The organism is Streptomyces sp. NPDC057900 (genome assembly GCF_042887885.1).
GTDB lineage: Bacteria > Actinomycetota > Actinomycetes > Streptomycetales > Streptomycetaceae > Streptomyces.
Window position 1 is genome coordinate 179,757 of the sequence record NZ_JBHVOI010000005.1, and the last position, 20,002, is coordinate 199,758.

The following is a 20,002-nucleotide window of genomic DNA, read 5'->3' on the forward strand; positions in this document are numbered from 1 at the left end:
GGGCTCACGCTCCGATCCGGGCGTGGGTGCGGGGGGTGGTGTGGCCGGTGCCGTTGCAGGGGTGGCAGGTCGCGGTGACCGTCTCGCGGTGGCCGGTGGGGGTGGTCTGGCCGGTGGTGATGGCGACGGTGGGGAAGCCGTCGCAGTGGGTGCAGATGGGCCGGGGCGGGGTGTGCTGGTGCATGATGGTGTTTCCCTTTCGGGTCTGCGTGATCTGGAAGGTGTTGAGGCGCCCGGGGCGGCGGAAACTTGGCGGTTGAGGCCGCCCCGGGGGCTACTTGCTGTGGTGCGAGGAGCGCTTGAGCGTGAGGCCGAGGCCACCGCTGGCGGAGAGAACCGCAACGGTCGCGGCGGCGAACACGTGGATCGTCACGGCGATCATCAAAATGATCAGAGCGATGCCGCCGGTCGTCGTGAGAGCGAGCAGGATGGGTCCGGTGTAGTTGCGGGGTGCGGTCCGGACGATGACGATCTGTTTCGGGTCGGTGCCGGCCGGGAGCTGTCCGAGCAGGTCCGCCGGGATGTGACCGGCGTTGAACTGGTCTTCGGGGTAGCGCACGAGGTCACCTCCGGTCAGGGGTTGCATCGGTGGGTACGGGCGGCGAGTTCGGCGGCGGCCCGGCCGTGGTAGTCGGCGGAGAAGTTGCAGCCGGGGGCGGTGCAGGCGGCGGTGTGCTTGGTGCGGCCCCGGCCGTCGTAGTGGGTGCCGACCTGGACGGGGCCGATACGGATCACGTCGGTGAAGCGGTTCGGACGCGCCATGGCGTGAACTTCCTTTCTTGTTAGGCGAGTTGGGCGGTAATGGCGTCGGCCAGCGGTGCGGGGACACCGAGGCGAGCACGCAGGGTCTCCGTGTCGATGTGGTTGCCGGTCGTGGCGTGGTGGGTGTGGGCGACCTTCCGGGCGTGATCGAGCAGTGCCGGCGGAACAGCCACCGCCGGACCAGACACCGCAACCGAAGCCGGGGCAGAGTCCGGAGCCGGTGCGGGGGTGAGTTCGGGGGCCGGTTCGGGGATGCGTTCCACCGTGACGTCCGGGACTGTTTCGGGCTCGGGAGCGGGCAGCGGTGCAGCCGTGGCCGGTTCGGGCTCGGCCGGGGTGGGTGCGGGGGTGTGGGCGAGGAGTGTTCCGCCGAGGAAGGCGAGGGCGGGCCAGCCGGCGACGAGGATGCGGAGCCAGGCCGGTGTGTTGCCGAGGTTGAGCATTCCGGCGGTCGCGATGTTCGCGCCGAGGGATGCGGTCAGGGCGATGACGAACCAGACCCAGGCCGGGCGGTTGCCTGCTGTGGCACGCATCCGGCGCCAGGCAGCGACCAGCAGCAGGTCCACGCTGATCGGGTAGGCCCACGCCTTCCAGCCGTCCTGTCCGGCCGCTTCGGCAAGGTCATGCAGGTGCGAGAACGACAGCGCGCCCGCGATGACGGCCTGGACCAGCACGGCGTCCATGCGGATGGTTCGGGACATCGGGGTTCACCTCCAATCTGGGGTGGTGCGGGGCCGGGCGGGATTCGGTGGTCACCGCCCAGCACCCGGAGCAGCCGGGGTCAGGCGTCCGGGTCGGTTCCGGAGCCGAGGCAGTTGAGGCAGAGCCCGTCCTGCTGTCCGACCGGGCGGCGCTTGCGACCGACACGGACCGTGGTGGGGACGTTTCCGGTCCCGCCACACGGCTTGCAGTCACCGGGCTCGACGGGGGCGGGGTTCGTCAGGAGGGGCTTGGTGGTCCGTTGGGTGGTGGCCATGGCGGTGGTTCCTTTCGGTTCCGGGCATGGGCGGGGTAGGGACCTGGCGCGAGAGGTCACGCCAACCGGGGGTGCGAGGTGTTACTCGGTGACCGGGACCGTGCTGACCAGCGGCGCAGCCGGGGCCGGGGTGGCACGGACGACCGGGCGGAACGGGGCCAGCGCCTCAATGTCCGGGGTCAGGTGCGCGTACTCGCGGCAGATCGCGACCGCGTCGGCGGCGGTCATCTCCGGGGTGCGGATACGGGACCAGCCCCCGGAGGAGTCGCCTGCTACCGCCACACCGGGGCGGTCCGGGGCGATCGTGGTCACGGCGACGACCGCGTCGGGGGCGATGTCGCCCAGGCCCATATCGGCGGTCTGTTTGTCGTTCACGCGGTGCACCACACGGCCGGTGAGCTGGGCGCGGAGCATGGTTGCGCCCTTGCCGAGTTCGGAGCCGAACCGCTGGCCGCAGATCTCCAGATAGATCCCGATCGCACGGGCCATCTGGGCCAGCCGGACCAGGCGCATCACCATCTGATCGCGCCGTTCCTCATCCTTCTTCGCTGCCGTCAGGAACAGTTCGGCCACTTCATCGACCAGGACCACCAGCGGCACCGGCCGCACCTTGGCGGGCAGATCCCACAGGTCCGAGACCCCGTGAGCGCTCAGAGTGTCGAAGCGGGCTTCCATCTCCCGCACGAGAACCTCAAGCAGGTTCGAGGCTTCGTCCGGGGTGGTGGCCAGGGCGGTGAGCCGAGGTGCGTAACCCCGTTGCTCCACACCGCGCTTGCAGTCGATCCCGATCAGGCCGACCGGGAGTTTCGCCAGTCCCGTGATCAGGTTGCGCTGATACATCGACTTGCCCGACTGATTCGCGCCCAGGGTCAGGCCGTGCGGGATCTTCTTGTAGTCCCGGACGAACGCCGTACCGTCCTCCCGCAACGCGACGGGCACCACCAACGGGCCCGAGGCGACCTTGCGGGGCAGGCGGCGCGGCATCTTCACCCGCCGCAGCACGTCGTACCCGGTCATCCGCAGTTCGACGAACCCGGGCTTCACCTCGACCACGTGGACGGAGTGGACACCCCAGGCGTGCCGCAGCCGCTCCGAAGCCGTCGCCACATCCGCAGGCTCCAGGCCGGCCGGAAGACGGAGAGTTGCCCGCATCCCGGTCGAGGAACCACGGACCCGGCGCACCTTCGGCGGAACCGGCTGCACATCCTGGCGACGGGCCACGTTACGGACCATGAACGCCCGCAGCCGGGACGGCTGAACCGTCAGCCCGCACACATCCATCGTCGAGCGGTACGTAGCCGCGAACCGGACCCGAGCCACCGGCAGACCCACCAGCGACCAGAACACCCGAGGCGCATGCCCCTTCGCGAATCCGAGGCCACCGACAGCCGATAAGGCCCCCGCCACCTCGATCACTCCGGAAAGGTTCGACATGATCAGGCACTCGCCGTGATCGCTACCGCGCGGAAGCTGATCCCGTGCCGGGTCTGACCGTTGAACGTGTTCTCCCAGTCCCGCGCCTTCAGCCCGATCACCGTGACCGGCGTCCCCGGAACCAGGCTCTCCGGGACACCCGTGCTCGGCACCGTCACCTGGTACAGGTTGCCCTCCCCTTCATCCGAGATCAGCAGACCCACCGTGGCGAGCGGGGCACCGGTCTCCCGGTCCATCGCCACCTCACCGGTCTGCTTACTCACGAGCTTCGGAGTCGGAGGCGTCGCGACGAACACGACAGCGGTCGAAACATCGATCTTGAACGACGGCATAGCAGTCTCCTGTAGAAGAGAGTGTCTCCTTCACTCATGTATATGAGTGATAGCTAGAAGAGTGCAGCACTCCTGTACATGAGTCAACCCGCCACGAGAAAGAATCTTGTGGCGGGCCAGCACGCTGACGGCTCGTCAGTCCCCTGCGGGGAAGCGGTAGTCCAATACGAACTGGTCAGCCGCCATGACCGTGTCGCACACCTCAACAACGCGTCCGGACTTTGTTGCCGCGTTTCGTACGAGATGGATCACGGGGGACCCAGGACTCAGGGCCAGCGCGGACACCTCAGCCTTGGTCGCCAGCCGTGCGCGTACGGTCTCGGTGAACTCCGCGAGGATGTGTCCGCGATCTTCGAGCCGCGCATAGATCCCGCCCCCGCCCGGGTTCTCGGCGAACATCTCCGGAATGTCCTTCACGACATTCCATGGGAGATACGAGGTGGCCTCCTCGGTGGGGACGCCGTCCCGGAAGTACCGGCGCTTTCGCGCGAGGACCTGAGTGCCGGCCGCGACGTCCAGCCGTTCCGCGATCTCCTGCGGTGCCTCAACCGGGCCGATGAAGAGGACGTTCACGGACGGCTTGCCGCCGGACTGCTCGGCTTCCGCGAGGTAGGCGGCCTTGCCTGCCTTCCGGTGAGACCGGCGGAAGCGGTCGGAAGATTTGCGCTGCACCGGAGGTCGGGACCGGACGAACGAGCCCCGTCCGTGATGCGTTTCGATCAACTGAGTCGTACGCAGCTCAGCGACTGCCTTGCGTACGGTCCCCGATGCCACGCCGTAGCGGCTCATGAGTTCCGTCTCGCTTGGCACAGCAGCCCCAGCAGCCAGAGCCCCCGACCGGATCTGAGCCGCAAGGTCATCCGCGATCTGGAGATACTTCGCCTTGGCCGAAGAGGCCACTTCACTACTCGCCATAGTCCTTCTCAGTCTCCTATTCTCATGTACATGAGTAACAGTCGCCACGAGACCCCGTCAACGCCGCTCCACTCCGTGTCCGTAGCTGGGGTGGTGGTCCGCGAGGACGGACGGGTGCTCACGATCAAGCGAGCCGACAATGGGACGTGGGAGCCGCCGGGGGGTGTGCTCGAACTGTCCGAGGCGCCGGAAGACGGCGTACGCCGCGAGGTCTACGAAGAGACCGGCATCAAGGTGCAGGTGGACCGCCTGACCGGGGTCTACAAGAACACAGCTCGGGGCATCGTTGCCCTGGTCTTCAGGTGTCGCGCCGAGGGCGGCCAGGAGCAGCTATCGGAGGAGTCCACAGCGGTCGAGTGGTTGACTCCGGACGAGGTGACCAACCGCATGGCCGAGGTCTATGCAGTCCGAGTAACCGATGCCCTGCTGAACGATGCTCCTCACGTGCGAGCCCACGATGGTCGGAAGCTCGCTAGCCGCTGAGAGTTCCACTCAGAACGCACCTGCCCAGGAACGTTGGTCCCGCGCCACGGCATAGACCGCTTCCACTTGCTCAGGCCGTAGGGCCCCAACCAGGGGTGCCAAGGCGGCGAGGGCTCGATCGTCAAGTGCCCGCACGTCGTGTAGCGAAGGCACCACAGTAAGGCCGGCCGGGCGGACGAAGACGAGCACTGGGTTCACCTCAACGGGGAAGCCGCATCCTCGTTCGAGCACGCCTTTCACGATCGCAGCTTCGCGCCGGCTGTTCCGGAGATATGGGCGCCCTTCTCCATGGTTGATCCGGACGGCATGGTCACCGACCCAAACTGACTTGTCTCGATGGTTCTTCGTGTTGATCGCGAAGACACCGCCGAGCCCTATGAGCAGGTGGTCGACATCCCAGGTCGGGGAGAGCGGTACAGAGTGCAGAGAGCGCCAGTTGTGCCGTGACAGGCGTGCCAGTTCACGACTGACGATGCGTTCGCCGCGTAGTCCGGCTTTCCAGGAATCAGCCTCAGTGGGGCGGCGCAGCATCCGCGCGAGACAGCGCTTCAGCAGGCCCGGTGAGACTTCTTCAATCTTCTCTCTTAGTGCGTCACCAGGGCGCCGTAAAGCCAAGTCGTGTTCGGGGGGAGGGGGAAGTCGCGTCGTCCCGACCCCGACGAGTGAAGGTGGTGAAGGGGGAATGTGCGGAGCCAGGACACGCAAGATCGACTGACGTAACTTCTCGTCCTTGACTTCGAGATGCCCAGTGTTCCGGTCGAACCATGCCACGGTCACACCATCAGACGTGTTCACGTAGAGCCGGTCCAGCCCATGGCGCTTCCACTTCGACACTCGCAACTCAGTCATGGCCGCCCCCAGCGTTCCCCTGCACCCGGTATCACCATGGGACCAGGAGCGAACTCACCTCACAAGGCCGCCTCATGCCCATGGTCCAGCGAGCTGTTACAGGTTTCTCTACCTCATCAAGTGCCCGCGCAAGGCGCGGGCTGGCCCCTTGTGCCCGGCCCTCTGTGCCTTCGGCACCCAGGCCGGGCCCATGGGGCCGCAGCGAACTACGGCCCCTGAGTCGAGAACCAAGCCCGCGGCTTCACAACGATGCCTCCGGCGGGGGCGCTCAGACTCCGGGATGGGAGGGGCGCCGTTCGCGAGTGCCGGCCGCAGCGTGGCGAGCGTTGTGGGCTCCCATCCCGTCCACCTTCGACCCAGGCAGAGCCGAGCAGTCGCGGCCCAGGGCGTCAAGGTCGTTCGTACAGTGGCGCGCTCCACCTTGACGCCCTGAACCACGACCGCTCCACGGTGTGTGGGTCGAAGGCGGACGGGATGGGAGCTGGGGCGAGTTGTGGGTTGAGGTCGGAACAGTCGCCGTTCTCGGCCTCGTGACCGCAGAGGAACAGATAGCCAGTCTCAGGGAGTTGGTGGCGGTCGTGTACGATCGCGGGTTAGGTAGGAAACGCCCGTAGCGCTTGCGAGACAACCTGGCAGGGCGTCGCAAGCGCTGAAGGACTAACCAGGAGTAGCCATGACGACGAACCGTCACCACCACGATCCCGATCCTGTATTACTAAGCAATACGTTTGAAGGTATCAAGGTGCCTACCCCAAGCACAACTATTGAGCCTTGGCAGACCGCTCAAGGCGCAGAAACTGAGCCTCAGGTGCGCAGGCGTGCCTGGGAGTTGGGCGCGTCTTTCATCCAAGCGGTAGCAGCTCTGATCGCCGCCCTGACCGGACTGTTGGCGCTGATCTCGACCATGCGCTGACGACTCCACGGGCCGTCTGTGGGCCGTCGAAGGGTGCTCGGCGTTGAACAACGTTGACAGCCATCGACGGCTCGGCCGCAGGTCAGGGGAGGTCCGAACAGTCTCACTGCACGTCAGGGAGCCATCGCCCCACTTCCTCCGCAACAAGAAGCAGGAGTGGGAGGAGTACCGCAGCGAGGTCACCGCCTTCGAGCTGAAGAACCTGCTGCCGGTGCTGTAGGCGTGGGCAGGCGGCGCCGCGGCGCCGCCACGTGACTTCGGGGCCGACGGTGCGACACCGTCGGCCCCGAAGCCGCTCCACGAGCCATGGGCCGTCGCCGGCGAGCTCGCCTGCCGCTGCGACCGGCCGCTTCCTGCCCTGCCGCGGCGGAGGCGTGGCTGTCTCCGGGGCTGGGCATCATCCATAGCGATGAGAGGGGTGCCGTGAGCGGGTACACGAGCGAGCGCGAGAAGACGATCGCGATCATCGGTCTTCGGATGGAAGAGTACGCATCCTTACGGTCCGAGGTGGTCCAGAGAATCGGAGCCCGACAGCAATTGGCCGGATACGCCGCTGCGGCCACCGTCATCGCGGCGACGCTCGGCAGTGGCCTCGGGCCCTGGCGCATCCTTGTGGTCGGGCTCGTGTTCCTGGTCGCCTACCTGTACCTGCGGGACAGCAATGACGGCATCCAGAGGCTCGGGACGCATCTGCGGGTCATTGAGAACGACGTGAACGACCTGGCTCGCAGCGTGTACGGGCGGGAGATTCTCACCTGGGAGTCCTGCAGGCAGACCGAGCGGAACGGCGAGAACAGGTTCTGGAGGGCCCTCGGGCGCCTCGGCGGCTGGCGCCTTGAGGCACCGCGCGCGACGGTACCCGAACCACGTGGAGAATCCGAAGGGTAGAACGACCCTCGAACTTCCCCTCTACGCAGGGGTTTTGCGTGTTCTCCTCTGCCCGGAGGAGTGCCCCGCCTGCTCGACGGCCGTGCCTATCATGCTGTTCATGAGCCAGTTGCTGAGCATCGAGGCCCCGGCCCACGCGCGCCCGGTGCGTCTTCGAACGGAGCGGGGTGTCTTCGCCGCCCTGGACGTCCCGCCTGCGGGGCACGCCCCTGTGCGGGGGACGGCCGTGCTCGTACCTGGCTTCATGGGCAGCAAGGAGGACTTCCTCCCCATGCTGCCGGCGCTCAGCGCCGACGGTGTACGTGTGCTGGCCGTGGACTACCGAGGTCAGTACGAGACCGGCGACGCCTCACCGGCGCCCTCGTACTCCCGGGACGACATGGCCGGCGATCTGGTTGCCGTCACCCGTTCCCTGGATACGGGCCCCGTGCATCTGCTGGGCCACTCCTACGGGGGGAGTCTCGTCCGCGCGGCGGTCATCGCGACTCAGGGAGATCCCTCACTCTGGGCGTCGGTCACTCTGATGAACTTCGGCCCCGGCGGCGTCTCTTCCTGGCAGCGGGAGCGCCTGAACATGCTGCTCTCCGTCATCGAATCGATGCCCTTGGCCAAGATCTGGCCGTTCGTGCGAAGCAAGGGCGAGTCCGTGCCCGAGGAGGTCGAACGCTTTCTGGAGCAGCGGTGGGTGAGCAACAGCCCGCGCCAGTTGGCGGCTGTCGCGCAGCACATGCTGGACGAGACGGACACAACGGCCGACCTCGCTCGGACGGCCGTTCCCGTGTCGGTGGTCTCCGGCACTCCCGACGAGACCTGGGACCCCGACGGCGTGGAGCGGATGGCCCGTCAGCTGGGGGCCACGTTCGTCCGGATCGAGGGCGGCGGGCATTCCCCCAATGTGCACAAGCCGGTCGAAGTGGCTTCCGCTCTCCTCGGTTTCTGGCTCACCCGGCACGACGTGGTAGCCGTCTGACGTCGGCGGGTTCCGGCGCCCCGCCGGTTCACCCCTGCGGCGTCGTTGCCCAGGCCGGGCGCCAGACCGGCCCCGGGAGCCCCGGCAGGCTGTCCAGGTGGGCGATGATTCCGCGGAGGCCGGGGTGGCGGTTCGTCGCGGGGACGATGAGCGACAGCGGGTACGCGAGGGCCGGGCCCACGACCGGGATGCGCCGCAGGTCGTACGCCGCCGGCCAGGTGTACCGGTCACGCGCCCCTACGAGGGTGGCCACCTGGGCGGATTCCGCGAGGGTGTCCAGCAGCACTTCGTCGCCGAAGTGCGGCCCGGCCGCGTCGATGCGCAGGCCGAAGTCGGTGGCGAGCTGGTCGTAGAAGTCCGACCACTCGCTCAGCGGCGCGATGCCCGGCACCCAGATCCGGTGGTCGCGCAACTGCGCCGGCGTCAGGCTGCGCGCGGCGGCGAGCGGGTGCTCCGGGCCGACGAGGAGTTCCAGCGGGGAGTCGAACGCGTGGATCATCCGCACGCCGGGCGGCAGTGCGCCCGGGTCCGTGACGGTACGGAAGGTGGCGTCGATATCGCCTGCCGCGACGGCGGCGGCCGCCACGCGCGGGTCGTTGACCCGGAGGGTCACCACGTCGAGGTCGGTACCGGGACGCGACCGCCAGTACTCGTGCAGCACGACGGCCTGCGCGCTCCGCAGGCCGAGGACGTCGATCCGCAGAGCCCGGGAGCCCGGCCTGACCGCGGCGACGGCGCGCTCGACAGCGGCCACGACACTCCGGGCGTGGGGGAGGAACGCCTGACCGTCGAGGGTCGGCTCCACCCCTCTGGGGGTGCGGGTGAACAGCCGGACCCCCAGCTCGCGCTCCAGGGCGGCGATCCGCTTGGAGACGGCCTGCTGGGTCACGCCCAGCTCGTCGGCCGCGTGCCGCAGTCGTCCCAGCTCGGCCGCCCTGACGAACGTGCGCAATGCCTCGGTGTCCACCGGTCCAGTCTAGGTCCGCACAACTGATGGTTGTGGCTGGTGAGAGCCCGGTTGTGGGAGTCCCGTACGGGCCCGCGCGGGCGGTGCCCATAGGATCCGGCCCATGGTGACCGCGACGGTTCGGGAGTGGCGCGACGAGGAAGGGTGGGGCGTGCTCGATTCGCCCGAGACCCCCGGCGGCTGCTTCGGCCACTACGCCGATATACAGCAGTCCGGATTCCGCACCCTGACGCCCGGACAACGGGTCGACCTCGTCTGGGAAGCGCCCGGTTTCAAGCAGGACGGATACGACTACCGCGCGGTGAGCATCGTGCCGAGGCCCGGCTGACGTCCACAGCCGTCAGCCGTCAGGCGCTGCATGGCCATCGGTGTCCACCGCGGGCGCGTGCGGGATCCGCTGCCGCAGCACTGCTGACTATTCGTCAGTTCTCTGCGATGCTGCGCGCCATGCCGGACGAATCGGGAGCAGCTAGGGTCGCGTCGGGCCGTGCGCCGGACGTGCTGGCACCGGCCAGGCTGGGGCCGCTGCGGCTGCGCAACCGGGTGATCAAGGCCGCGACCTTCGAGGGTGCCACCCCCGAGGCGCTGGTCACCGACGCGCTCATCGACTACCACCTGCGCCCCGCGGCGGGCGGCGTCGCCATGACGACCGTGGCCTACTGCGCGGTGTCCCCGGAGGGCCGCACCGAGCGCCGTCAGCTGTGGATGCGGCCCGAGGCGCTGCCGGGGCTGCGCAGGCTGACGGAGGCCGTGCACGGTACCGGGGCCGCGGTCAGCGCGCAGCTGGGCCACGCCGGTCCGGTGGCGGACGGGCGCTCCAACGGGCTGCCCAGCCTCGCCCCGATGGCCGGCTTCAACCCGCTCAGCATGCGGCGTAACAGGGCGGCCACCGCCGACGACATCGCCCGTGTCGTCGCCGCCCACGCCGAGGCGGCCCTGCTCGCGGCCGAGGCCGGGTTCGACGCCGTGGAGATCCACCTCGGCCACAACTACCTGGCCAGCGCCTTCCTCAGCCCCCGGCTCAACCGCCGTACCGATGCCTTCGGCGGCTCCTTGCGTGCCCGCGCGGCCGTGGCGCTGGGCATCACCCGGGCGGTACGCGACGCGCTGGGCGACCGTCTCGCCATCACCGCCAAGCTCAACATGAAGGACGGCGCGCCCGGCGGGCTCACCGTGGACGACAGCCTCCAGGTCGCCCGCTGGCTGGAGGAGGACGGCTCGGTGGACGCACTCGAACTGACGGCGGGCAGCTCCCTGTTGAACCCGATGTACCTCTTCCGGGGCGACGCCCCCGTCACCGAGTTCGCGGCGAACTTCCCGCTCCCGCAGCGCCTCGCGATCCGGGCGCTGGGCCGCGGCTTCTTCCGTACCTACCCGTACCGGTCGCTGTATCTGTTCGACGCCGCCCGGCAGTTCCGGGCCGGACTCCGGCTGCCGCTGATCCTGCTCGGCGGGGTCACCGACCGGCAGGGCATGGACCGCGCCATGGCGGAGGGCTTCGACTTCGTCGCTATGGCTCGCGCCCTGCTCCGCGAACCCGACCTGCTGCACCGCATCGGGCGCGACCCCGCGACCCGCTCCGAGTGCATTCACTGCAACCGCTGCATGCCCACGATCTACACCGGGACCCACTGTCCGCTCATCGGTGGACGGCACGCGCCCGATCACTGACAATGGCAGCGGAGCCGCAGTGGACGGGGGAGCCATGGCTGAGGTTGTCGCAGTGCTCGGCGTGCTGTTCGCCGTGGTCGTCTTCCTGATCGTGAAACTGACGCTGCGAAGCAGGCGCGGCCAGACGGACAACTTCGACGGGCAGCAGATCGAGCGGGAGCACAGCGCGGAGGCGCGGAACATCCGGGCGGCCAACACGTCGGTCGCCGTGCACAACCGGTTCATCGACGGCGGCAACGACTGGCGCCCCCGAAAGCGCTGACCCCGAAAGCGCTGACCCCGGACCCGCGGCGGGACGGCACGCGCCGGACCCCGCTGGGGTAGGGTGACGTTCCCCCGCACGGGGACGTACGCAGGATTTCCCCGCAAGGGGCGTACCGCAGGATCCCCGCACGGGGACGGACCGGAGGAGGTGGGACCCATCACCGCTGTATCAGGCTGGGTGCTCGCCCCTCGTCAACGCGTGGTCGACCGGACGTAACCGACCGCGGAGCACCCATCGGCGTTTTCCCGAAAGGCTCCGCTCCATGCCGGTCCCGCTGTCCCCGCTTGCCCGTTCCTCCCTGGTCACCACACTCCGCACGGCCGGCTGCGTCTTCGCGGAGGACGAGGCGGAGCTGATCGCCTCCACCGCCGCCGACCCCGCCGCACTCAACGCCATGGTGGAGCGGCGCGTCGCCGGTCTTCCGCTGGAACACGTCCTGGGCTGGGCCGAGTTCAGCGGGCTGCGGATCGCCGTGGACCCGGGGGTCTTCGTCCCACGCCGCCGCACCGAGTTCCTGATCCGGCAGGCCGTGGCGCTCGCCCCGCGACCCGCCGTGGCCGTCGACCTCTGCTGCGGCACGGGCGCGCTCGGCGCCGCGCTCGCCGCGGCGCTGGAGGGGATCGAGCTGCACGCCTCCGATGTCGAACCCGCCGCCGTGCGCTGCGCCCGGCGCAACGTCGGTGAGCTGGGCCGGGTCTACCAGGGTGATCTCTTCGCCCCGCTGCCCGAGTCGCTGCGCGGGCGCGTCGACGTACTGCTCGCCAACGTGCCGTACGTACCGACCGGCGATGTCGCACTGCTTCCCGCGGAGGCGCGGGTGCACGAGCCACTGGTGGCGCTGGACGGCGGCGGCGACGGTCTCGACGTCATGCGCCGGGTGGCCGCGGAGGCACCCCGGTGGCTCGCGCCGGGCGGCAGCCTGCTGGTCGAGACGAGCGAACGGCAGGCCGCCCTCGCGGAGGAGACCGTCGGCGGCAGCGGACTGATCCCGCGCGTGGTGACCTGCGACGAGCTGTACGCCACCGTCGTGATCGGGACCATGCCCGCCCGGCCCCGGTAGCCGAGCCCCCCGACGGCTCAGGCGAAACGCCACCGGGTCTGGCTGAACCGCTCGCCCTTGCCGAAGCCGAAGACCGTGCGCGGGGAGACCGCGAACACCTCGGCCCGGTTGCCCTGGGAGCCCACGAACATGCCGTCCGCGACGTCGAAGTGCCAGAACTCCCCGTACTTCGCCTCCCAGGCCTGGGCGAGAGCGGTCAGCAGGGCCGCGTCCGTCACCCGGTCCGCCCGGCCCTCCACCACCACGTCGAAGCCCTCGGTCCAGGCGTTGTTGCCGGTCGTGAGGACCACTTCGGGGTTGGCCGCCAGATTGCGGCCCTTGCGTTCCTCGGCGCCGGTGGAGAAGTACAGCGCCCCCTGCCACCAGACCCCGATCAACGGGGTGACGTGCGGGCGGCCGTCGGGACGGACCGTCGTCAGCCAGTACAGCTCGGCCCCGGACAGCAGTTCCCGCGCGTCGGCCCAGTGGGCGGGCTCTGCGCCGGAACTGCTGTAGCGGGGGTCCAGCTCGGCTTGCGGTTCGGCTGCGGACATGACCGGGCCTCCAGGAGAGTGCTGAACGGGACATGCTGGTGAAGTACAGACTGTGCGACCCCTCCGTATTCATCGGTGCGGGACTAGGCTCGTAAGACTGGAACGTGATCGGGCGGCGAGCAGGAGAGAGCACGGAATGACGACGTTGCCGGGGCGCAGGAGCAGTACGTTCACCCGATTGCTGCGGCACGGATTCACCGACCCGTCCGGCGCGGAGCGGCTGCTCGACCTGCCGGACCTGACCTCCGTACGCTCCGACCCCGTTCTCCTCGAAGCGCTCGGGGCCACCGCCGACCCCGATCTCGCGCTGCGCGGCGTCGTACGGCTCGTGGAGGCGGAGGAGGCGGACGAGCGGCAGATCCTGCTGGACACCCTCGTCACCGCCAAACCGCTGCGGGACCGGCTGCTCGGGGTGCTGGGGGCGTCGGAGGCGCTCGGCGACCACCTGGCCCGGCACCCGCGCGACTGGCAGGCCCTCGTCACGTACGAGGCCACCGACCTGCATCCCGGAGTGGCCGAGTTCGAGCACGAGCTGGCCGGCGCCGACGACCAGGACGCCCTGCGCGTCGCCTACCGCCGGTGCCTGCTGTCGATAGCGGCCAGGGACGTGTGCGGCACCACGGATGTCGCGGAGACCGCCGCCGAGCTCGCGGACCTGGCCACCGCGACCCTGCGGGCCGCCCTCGCGATCGCCCGTACGGCCGCGCCGGAGGACGCCGCGCAGTGCCGCCTCGCCGTCATCGCGATGGGCAAGTGCGGGGGCCACGAACTGAACTACGTCTCCGACGTGGACGTCATCTTCGTGGCGGAACCCGCCGACGGCGCGGAGGAGAGCGCCGCCATCCCGGCCGCCACCCGGCTGGCCGCGCACATGATGCGGATCTGCTCCGACACCACCGTCGAGGGCACCATCTGGCCGGTGGACGCCAACCTGCGCCCGGAGGGCCGTAACGGGCCCCTGGTGCGCACCCTGTCCTCGCACCTCGCCTACTACCAGCGCTGGGCCAAGACCTGGGAGTTCCAGGCGCTCCTCAAGGCCCGGCCGGTGGCCGGGGACCCCGCGCTGGGCGCCGAGTACGTCGACGCCGTCTCGCCGCTCGTCTGGCAGGCCGCCGACCGGGAGAACTTCGTCCCCGACGTGCAGAAGATGCGCCGCCGGGTCATCGACACGATCCCCGTCGACCGGGTCGACCGCGAGATCAAGCTCGGGCCGGGCGGACTGCGGGACGTCGAGTTCGCCGTACAGCTGCTCCAGCTCGTCCACGGCCGCAACGACACCACGCTGCGCAGCGGCTCCACCCTGGAGGCCCTGGGCGCGCTCGCCCGGGGCGGTTACGTCGGCCGGGTGGACGCCGCGCAGCTGGACGACGCCTACCGCTTCCTGCGCACGATGGAGCACCGCATCCAGCTCTACCGGCTGCGCCGCACCCACCTGGTCCCGGAGGACGAACCGGACCTGCGGCGCCTCGCCCGCTCGCTGGGCATGCGCGTGGACCCCGTCACCGAGCTCAACCAGGCCTGGAAGCGGCACGCCTCCGTGGTGCGCCGGCTGCACGAGAAGCTGTTCTACCGGCCGCTGCTCGACGCGGTCGCCCAGCTCGCCCCCGGTGAGTCCCGGCTCAGCACGAAGGCCGCCGCGCACCGGCTCGAAGCCCTCGGCTACGAGGACCCGGCGGCCGCGCTGCGCCACCTGGAGGCGCTGTCGTCCGGCGTCTCGCGCAAGGCCGCCATCCAGCGCACCCTGCTGCCCGTGCTGCTCGGCTGGTTCGCGGACTCCGCCGACCCGGACGCCGGACTGCTCGGCTTCCGCAAGGTGTCCGACGCGCTGGGCAAGACCCCGTGGTACCTGCGCCTCCTGCGCGACGAGGGCGCGGCGGCGGAGAACCTCGCCCGGGTCCTCTCGGCCGGCCGGCTCGCCCCCGACCTGCTGCTCCGCGCCCCGGAGGCGGTGACCATCCTCGGCGACCCGCAGGGGCTGAAGCCGCGCGGCCGGGACGCCCTGGAGCAGGAGGTGCTGGCAGCGGTGGGCCGTTCGGACGGCGCGGAATCCGCGGTGGCGGTGGTGCGCGGGGTGCGGCGCCGCGAACTGTTCCGGACCACCTCCGCGGACCTCATCAGCTCCTACGGCACCGAGGACAGCCCCGCGGAACAGGACCCGGGCGCGCTCGTCGACCGCGTCGGCACCGCCGTCACCGACCTCAACGCCGTCACCATCGCCGGGGCCCTGCGCGCCGCCGTACGCGCCGAATGGGGCGACACGCTCCCCACCCGGTTCGCCGTGATCGGCATGGGCCGCTTCGGCGGACAGGAGCTGGGCTACGGCTCCGACGCGGACGTCCTGTTCGTCCACGCGCCGCGCGAGGGCGTCGACGAGCAGGAGGCGTCCAGGGCCGCGAACCGGGTGGTGGCCGAGATGCGCAGGCTGCTCCAGCTGCCCACCGCGGACCCGCCGCTGATCATCGACGCCGATCTGCGCCCCGAGGGCAAGAGCGGACCGCTGGTCCGCACCCTGAAGTCGTACGAGGCGTACTACCGGCGCTGGTCGCTGGTCTGGGAGAGCCAGGCGCTGCTGCGGGCCCAGCCGATGGCAGGCGACGCGGATCTGGGCCGCGACTTCATCGAGCTCATCGATCCGCTGCGCTACCCGGCGGAGGGGCTGGGGGAGGACGCGGTCCGCGAGATCCGGCGGCTCAAGGCCCGGATGGAGTCCGAGCGGCTGCCGCGCGGGGCGGACCCGACGCTCCACACCAAGCTGGGCCGGGGCGGGCTGAGCGATGTCGAGTGGACGGTCCAGCTGCTGCAGATGCAGCACGGCTGGGCCGAGCCGGGGCTGCGGACCACCCGGACCCGTGAGGCGCTGGCCGCGGCCGGCGCGGCGGAGCTGCTCTCCGCGGAGGACGCGCAGACCCTGGACGAGGCGTGGGTGCTGGCGACCCGGGTCCGCAACGCGGTGATGCTGGTACGGGGCAGGCCGGGCGACACGTTCCCGTCCAACCCCCGGGAGCTGACCGCGGTGGGGCGTTACCTGGGGTACGAGCCCGGCCACGTCGGCGACATGCTGGAGGACTACCGGCGGATCACCCGGCGGGCGCGGGCGGTGGTGGACGAGCGGTTCTACGGGGCGGCGGTGTGACGCGGTGCGCCGTGGGTTCCGGGGCGGAGCCCGGAAACCCGGGCGCGCCCGCACCTGTCCCACGGCCCTCAGTTCCGGCCCACCGCGGCCTTCGCCCGGTGGACCGACAGCGCGGACAGCCGGGCGCGCCCGGCGTCCCTCGGCGGAATCCGCCTCGGCAGATGGTGCGGAAGCGCTCCGTACCAGGCGTACGACACCGCGTAGCCGAAGGCCAGGCAGGCCATGCCGCCCACCGCGTCCAGCCAGAAGTGGTTCGCGGTCGACACGATCACCATCAGGGTGACCATCGGGTAGAGCAGGCCGAGGATCCTCGCCCAGGGCGCGGAGGCCAGGGCGAACACGGTCAGCCCGCACCACAGCGACCAGCCGATGTGCATCGACGGCATCGCCGCGTACTGGTTCGACATGTTCTTGAAGTTGCCCGAAGCCATCGAGCCCCAGGTCTGGTGGACCATGACCGTGTCGATGAACGTGCTGCCGTTCATCAGGCGGGGCGGCGCCAACGGGTACAGGTAGTAGCCGGCCAGCGCGGCGGCCGTGGTCGCGAACAGGGCCAGTCGGGCTGCCGCGTAGCGGCCCGGGTGGCGGCGGAACAGCCAGATGAGCACACCGATGGTGACGATGAAGTGCAGTGTCGCGTAGTAGTAGTTCATCGACACGATCAGCCATGTCACCGAGTTGACCGCGTGGTTGACCGACCGCTCCACGGCGATGCCCATGAACCGCTCGACCGACCAGATCCAGTCGGCGTTGGCCAGGGCCGCCGCCTTCTGCTCGGGGACGGCGTTGCGCACCAGCGAGTACAGCCAGTAACTGACCGCGATGAGCAGGATTTCGAACCAGAGACGTGGCCTCCGCGGGGACCGCGGACCACGCAGCCCGGCCAGGGTGCGATCGCGCAGTCTTCGCATCCGGTTCACGTCGCCGGGTTGCTTCGTGTTCGCCTCGGGAGCCGCCTCGTTCACGATGGGTGACGGGGTGGCCTCCGTACGGCCTTCCTGTCGTTTCACGCTCAATTCACCCATAGGCACAGAGTCTGCCAGATTCGCCCCCTCCGCCTGATGATCCTCCGGTCGGGAGCGGCCCGCACGTCCTGCGGACTACGGGTGTGCGTGGGATCCTTGGACGGGCGGGGCGGGCGATGCCGCGTCGGGACCGGGGCCGGCGGCCGTCGAGCCGCGCACGACCAGCTCGGGCATGAAGACGAACTCGCTGTGCGGGGCGGGTGTGCCGCCGATCTCCTCAAGGAGCGTACGGACCGCGGCCTGACCCATCGCCGTCACCGGCTGCCGGATCGTGGTCAGCGGCGGATCGGTGAACGCTATGAGCGGGGAGTCGTCGTAACCGACCACGGACAGATCGCGCGGCACGTCCCTGGAAAGCCTGCGAGCTGCGCGGATGGCGCCCAGCGCCATCATGTCGCTCGCGCACACCACCGCCGTGCAGCCCCGCTCCATCAGCGCGGAGGCGGCTGCCTGACCGCCCTCCAGGGTGTAAAGGGAGTGCTGGATCAGCCCCTCCACCTCGTCCGGAGTGAGGTTCAACTGCTCCCGCATCGTGGCGTGGAAGCCCTCGATCTTGCGGACCACCGGGACGAACCGCTTGGGCCCGACGGCCAGTCCGATCCGGGTGTGGCCCAGCGACACCAGGTGCGTCACCGCCAGCCGCATCGCGGCCCGGTCGTCCGGTGAGATGAACGGCGCCTGCACCTTGGGCGAGAAACCGTTAACCAGTACGAAGGGGACTCCCTGGGCGCGCAGTTGCTCGTAGCGCTGCATATCGGCCGAGGTGTCGGCGTGCAGCCCGGAGACGAAGATGATTCCCGAGACGCCGCGGTCGACCAGCATTTCGGTCAGCTCGTCCTCGGTGGAGCCGCCGGGGGTCTGGGTCGCCAGCACCGGGGTGTAGCCCTGCCGGGTCAGCGCCTGCCCGATGACCTGGGCGAGCGCCGGGAAGATGGGGTTCTCCAGCTCCGGCGTGATCAGGCCGACCAGACCCGCGCTGCGCCTGCGCAGCCGTACGGGCCGTTCGTAGCCCAGGACGTCGAGCGCGGCGAGGACGGATTCGCGGGTGGCAGCGGCAACCCCGGGCTTGCCGTTCAGTACACGGCTGACCGTCGCTTCGCTGACCCCCGCCTGAGTTGCGATATCGGCAAGCCGTGCGGTCATGGAACTGGACTGTACCGGGAGCGGGTCGGATTGCCCACCATGCACAGGAATCGGACGCCGACGCCCGCGGAAGCGGCCCGCGCCCCCGCCCCCGGCTGCTCGCGCAGCTCCTTCGGTCGGCCCCCTCGGCAATATCTTGCAAAGTCTTGCGGGGCCGGACTGCGGGCTGCGGTCAGATCGTCGCACTGCGGAATCATGGGTGGTGGCCTGCCCCTGTCAGGGCTCGGTGCTCCGCGTCAAGGGGCTTGACGGCAACCGTGAGGACACGCGAATGTAACGATCGCCGAAGCTTGCAGAAATCTTCCGCAAACTCTTTCGGCCTTCTTTCATCCTTGTTACGTTCACGTCGACCCGGCGCCGCGACGGAGCGGTACGGCAGTTGAAGGAGTTCAGATGCGACGTGGCATAACGGCCACCGCCCTGGTCGCGGCCCTGGCGCTCGCGGCGACCGCCTGCGGCAGCGACGACGACAGTTCCAACGGCACCTCCAAGAGCTCGGGCGAGCTCTCCGGCACCGTCACGTGGTGGGACACCTCCACCGCGGGCAGCGAGGACAAGGTCTTCAAGAAGATCGCGGAGGGCTTCGAGAAGGAGCACCCCAAGGTCGACGTCAAGTACGTCAACGTCCCCTTCGGTGACGCGCAGAACAAGTTCAAGAACGCCGCGCAGTCCGGCTCCGGCGCCCCCGACGTGATCCGCTCCGAGGTCGCGTGGACGCCCGAGTTCGCCGACCTCGGCTACCTCGCTCCGCTGGACGGCACCCCCGCGCTCCAGAAGGCGGACGACTTCCTGAAGCAGGCCGCCGCGTCCACCAAGTACAAGGACAAGACGTACGCGGTGCCGCAGGTCATCGACTCCATGGGCATCTTCTACAACAAGAAGATCTTCAAGGAGGCCGGCGTCCAGGTCCCCAAGACCGTCGACGAGCTGAAGACCGCGTCGAAGAAGATCAAGGACAAGACCGGCAAGACCGGCCTCTACCTGCGCGGCGACGACGCGTACTGGTTCCTGTCCTTCCTGTACGGCGAGGGCGGCGACATGGTCGACGCCTCCAACAAGTCCGTCACCATCGACAACCCGGCCGGCGTCAAGGCGATGAAGGTCGTCAAGGACCTCGTCGACTCCGGCGCCGCCAAGACCGACGCGACGGACGGCTGGGAGAACATGCAGTCGTCCTTCAAGGACGGCAAGGTCGCGATGATGATCAACGGCCCGTGGGCCGTCGCCGACACCTACACCGGCAAGGAGTTCGCGGACAAGGCCAACCTGGGCGTCGCCCCGGTCCCGGCCGGCTCCGCCGCGCAGGGCGCCCCGCAGGGCGGTCACAACCTCGCCGTCTACGCCGGTTCCAAGAACCTCGACGCCTCCTACGCCTTCGTCGACTACATGACCTCCGTCAAGACCCAGGCCCAGGTCACCAAGGAGCTCAACCTGCTGCCGACCCGCACCTCCGCCTACGCGCAGGAGAGCGTCGTCGACAACGAGATCGTCGGCTTCTTCAAGCCCGTCGTGGAGAGCGCCGTCGAGCGCCCCTGGATCCCGGAGACCGGCAGCCTCTTCGCGCCGCTGGTCACCGAGTACACGAAGGTCCTCACCGGACAGACCTCCCCGGAGAAGGCCGTCAAGACGACCGGCGACTCCTACCGCAAGCTCCTCAAGGGCTGGAAGTAACCCAGGAAGGCA

The 20,002-nt window shown here is 69.5% G+C and carries 23 protein-coding genes and 1 pseudogene; 11 read left to right on the forward strand and 13 right to left on the reverse strand.

The window, feature by feature from the left end; all coding sequences use genetic code 11:
* Positions 1-4: 4 nt before the first annotated feature.
* The 8 genes from ACFVQ0_RS21065 to ACFVQ0_RS21100 form a co-directional block, all read right to left on the reverse strand.
* Positions 5-184 carry a hypothetical protein gene (locus ACFVQ0_RS21065; protein ID WP_390090129.1) on the reverse strand — a complete coding sequence of 60 codons (180 nt, stop codon included), beginning with the start codon at positions 182-184 and terminating at the stop codon, positions 5-7.
* A 90-nt stretch (positions 185-274) separates the two neighbouring features.
* Complete coding sequence (locus ACFVQ0_RS21070) at positions 275-559, reverse strand: hypothetical protein (RefSeq protein ID WP_390090131.1); 285 nt, start codon at positions 557-559, stop codon at positions 275-277.
* Positions 560-573: 14 nt separating this feature from the next.
* Positions 574-762 (reverse strand): mobile element transfer protein, encoded by a 189-nt coding sequence (locus ACFVQ0_RS21075; protein ID WP_327336842.1) that lies wholly within the window; start codon positions 760-762, stop codon positions 574-576.
* 20 nt (positions 763-782) lie between these two features.
* The gene (locus ACFVQ0_RS21080) at positions 783-1,463 is read right to left on the reverse strand and encodes a DUF2637 domain-containing protein (protein WP_390090133.1); all 681 of its coding nucleotides are present in this window, start codon (positions 1,461-1,463) and stop codon (positions 783-785) included.
* A gap of 80 nt (positions 1,464-1,543) precedes the next feature.
* On the reverse strand, positions 1,544-1,738 hold the full coding sequence (locus tag ACFVQ0_RS21085) for a hypothetical protein (RefSeq protein WP_390090135.1): 195 nt from the start codon (positions 1,736-1,738) through the stop codon (positions 1,544-1,546).
* 81 nt (positions 1,739-1,819) lie between these two features.
* Positions 1,820-3,172, reverse strand: a complete 1,353-nt coding sequence (locus ACFVQ0_RS21090; protein WP_390090137.1) for an FtsK/SpoIIIE domain-containing protein — start codon at positions 3,170-3,172, stop codon at positions 1,820-1,822.
* Between the two features lie 2 nt (positions 3,173-3,174).
* A complete protein-coding gene (locus ACFVQ0_RS21095) occupies positions 3,175-3,504 on the reverse strand; it encodes a hypothetical protein (protein WP_327336846.1) in 330 nt (109 codons plus the stop codon).
* A gap of 135 nt (positions 3,505-3,639) precedes the next feature.
* Positions 3,640-4,419: a GntR family transcriptional regulator gene (locus ACFVQ0_RS21100; RefSeq protein ID WP_390090140.1), complete on the reverse strand. Its 780-nt coding sequence runs from the start codon at positions 4,417-4,419 to the stop codon at positions 3,640-3,642.
* Between the two features lie 18 nt (positions 4,420-4,437).
* Between ACFVQ0_RS21100 and ACFVQ0_RS21105 the strand changes: the two genes are divergently transcribed.
* Complete coding sequence (locus ACFVQ0_RS21105; protein WP_390090741.1) at positions 4,438-4,902, forward strand: NUDIX domain-containing protein; 465 nt, start codon at positions 4,438-4,440, stop codon at positions 4,900-4,902.
* Positions 4,903-4,911: 9 nt separating this feature from the next.
* Here the strand turns inward: ACFVQ0_RS21105 and ACFVQ0_RS21110 are convergent, their stop codons facing one another.
* Positions 4,912-5,751, reverse strand: coding sequence for a nuclease-related domain-containing protein (locus tag ACFVQ0_RS21110; protein ID WP_390090142.1), 840 nt, complete (start codon positions 5,749-5,751; stop codon positions 4,912-4,914).
* A 673-nt stretch (positions 5,752-6,424) separates the two neighbouring features.
* Here ACFVQ0_RS21110 and ACFVQ0_RS21115 point away from each other — a divergent pair.
* The 4 genes and pseudogenes from ACFVQ0_RS21115 to ACFVQ0_RS21130 all read left to right on the forward strand — a co-directional run bounded on the left by ACFVQ0_RS21115 (position 6,425) and on the right by ACFVQ0_RS21130 (position 8,522).
* Positions 6,425-6,664 (forward strand): hypothetical protein, encoded by a 240-nt coding sequence (locus ACFVQ0_RS21115; RefSeq protein WP_390090143.1) that lies wholly within the window; start codon positions 6,425-6,427, stop codon positions 6,662-6,664.
* Between the two features lie 133 nt (positions 6,665-6,797).
* Positions 6,798-6,884, forward strand: a pseudogene (locus ACFVQ0_RS21120) (glutamine synthetase); the annotation flags it as partial.
* A 203-nt stretch (positions 6,885-7,087) separates the two neighbouring features.
* A complete protein-coding gene (locus tag ACFVQ0_RS21125) occupies positions 7,088-7,552 on the forward strand; it encodes a hypothetical protein (protein WP_390090145.1) in 465 nt (154 codons plus the stop codon).
* 100 nt (positions 7,553-7,652) lie between these two features.
* Positions 7,653-8,522 carry an alpha/beta fold hydrolase gene (locus ACFVQ0_RS21130; RefSeq protein ID WP_390090146.1) on the forward strand — a complete coding sequence of 290 codons (870 nt, stop codon included), beginning with the start codon at positions 7,653-7,655 and terminating at the stop codon, positions 8,520-8,522.
* Positions 8,523-8,550: 28 nt separating this feature from the next.
* Here the strand turns inward: ACFVQ0_RS21130 and ACFVQ0_RS21135 are convergent, their stop codons facing one another.
* The gene (locus tag ACFVQ0_RS21135) at positions 8,551-9,489 is read right to left on the reverse strand and encodes a LysR family transcriptional regulator (RefSeq protein WP_390090148.1); all 939 of its coding nucleotides are present in this window, start codon (positions 9,487-9,489) and stop codon (positions 8,551-8,553) included.
* 103 nt (positions 9,490-9,592) lie between these two features.
* On the opposite strand from ACFVQ0_RS21135, the gene ACFVQ0_RS21140 reads away from it, so the two are divergent.
* The 4 genes from ACFVQ0_RS21140 to ACFVQ0_RS21155 all read left to right on the forward strand — a co-directional run bounded on the left by ACFVQ0_RS21140 (position 9,593) and on the right by ACFVQ0_RS21155 (position 12,485).
* The gene (locus ACFVQ0_RS21140) at positions 9,593-9,817 is read left to right on the forward strand and encodes a cold-shock protein (RefSeq protein WP_390090150.1); all 225 of its coding nucleotides are present in this window, start codon (positions 9,593-9,595) and stop codon (positions 9,815-9,817) included.
* A gap of 119 nt (positions 9,818-9,936) precedes the next feature.
* Positions 9,937-11,160: an NADH:flavin oxidoreductase gene (locus ACFVQ0_RS21145; protein ID WP_390090152.1), complete on the forward strand. Its 1,224-nt coding sequence runs from the start codon at positions 9,937-9,939 to the stop codon at positions 11,158-11,160.
* Between the two features lie 34 nt (positions 11,161-11,194).
* Positions 11,195-11,422 carry a hypothetical protein gene (locus tag ACFVQ0_RS21150; protein ID WP_390090154.1) on the forward strand — a complete coding sequence of 76 codons (228 nt, stop codon included), beginning with the start codon at positions 11,195-11,197 and terminating at the stop codon, positions 11,420-11,422.
* A gap of 265 nt (positions 11,423-11,687) precedes the next feature.
* Complete coding sequence (locus ACFVQ0_RS21155; RefSeq protein WP_390090156.1) at positions 11,688-12,485, forward strand: putative protein N(5)-glutamine methyltransferase; 798 nt, start codon at positions 11,688-11,690, stop codon at positions 12,483-12,485.
* A 17-nt stretch (positions 12,486-12,502) separates the two neighbouring features.
* On the opposite strand, the gene ACFVQ0_RS21160 is transcribed toward ACFVQ0_RS21155, so the two are convergent.
* Entirely contained in the window at positions 12,503-13,018 is a 516-nt protein-coding gene (locus tag ACFVQ0_RS21160) for a pyridoxamine 5'-phosphate oxidase family protein (protein WP_390090158.1), read from the reverse strand.
* Between the two features lie 136 nt (positions 13,019-13,154).
* On the opposite strand from ACFVQ0_RS21160, the gene ACFVQ0_RS21165 reads away from it, so the two are divergent.
* Entirely contained in the window at positions 13,155-16,151 is a 2,997-nt protein-coding gene (locus tag ACFVQ0_RS21165) for a bifunctional [glutamine synthetase] adenylyltransferase/[glutamine synthetase]-adenylyl-L-tyrosine phosphorylase (RefSeq protein WP_390090160.1), read from the forward strand.
* A 68-nt stretch (positions 16,152-16,219) separates the two neighbouring features.
* On the opposite strand, the gene ACFVQ0_RS21170 is transcribed toward ACFVQ0_RS21165, so the two are convergent.
* Both ACFVQ0_RS21170 and ACFVQ0_RS21175 read right to left on the reverse strand, forming a co-directional pair.
* Complete coding sequence (locus tag ACFVQ0_RS21170) at positions 16,220-17,116, reverse strand: phosphatase PAP2 family protein (protein WP_390090743.1); 897 nt, start codon at positions 17,114-17,116, stop codon at positions 16,220-16,222.
* Between the two features lie 135 nt (positions 17,117-17,251).
* Positions 17,252-18,319 (reverse strand): LacI family DNA-binding transcriptional regulator, encoded by a 1,068-nt coding sequence (locus ACFVQ0_RS21175; RefSeq protein WP_024489926.1) that lies wholly within the window; start codon positions 18,317-18,319, stop codon positions 17,252-17,254.
* Positions 18,320-18,712: 393 nt separating this feature from the next.
* Here ACFVQ0_RS21175 and ACFVQ0_RS21180 point away from each other — a divergent pair, with 393 nt between their 5' ends.
* A complete protein-coding gene (locus tag ACFVQ0_RS21180) occupies positions 18,713-19,990 on the forward strand; it encodes an extracellular solute-binding protein (protein WP_390090163.1) in 1,278 nt (425 codons plus the stop codon).
* Positions 19,991-20,002 lie beyond the last annotated feature (12 nt).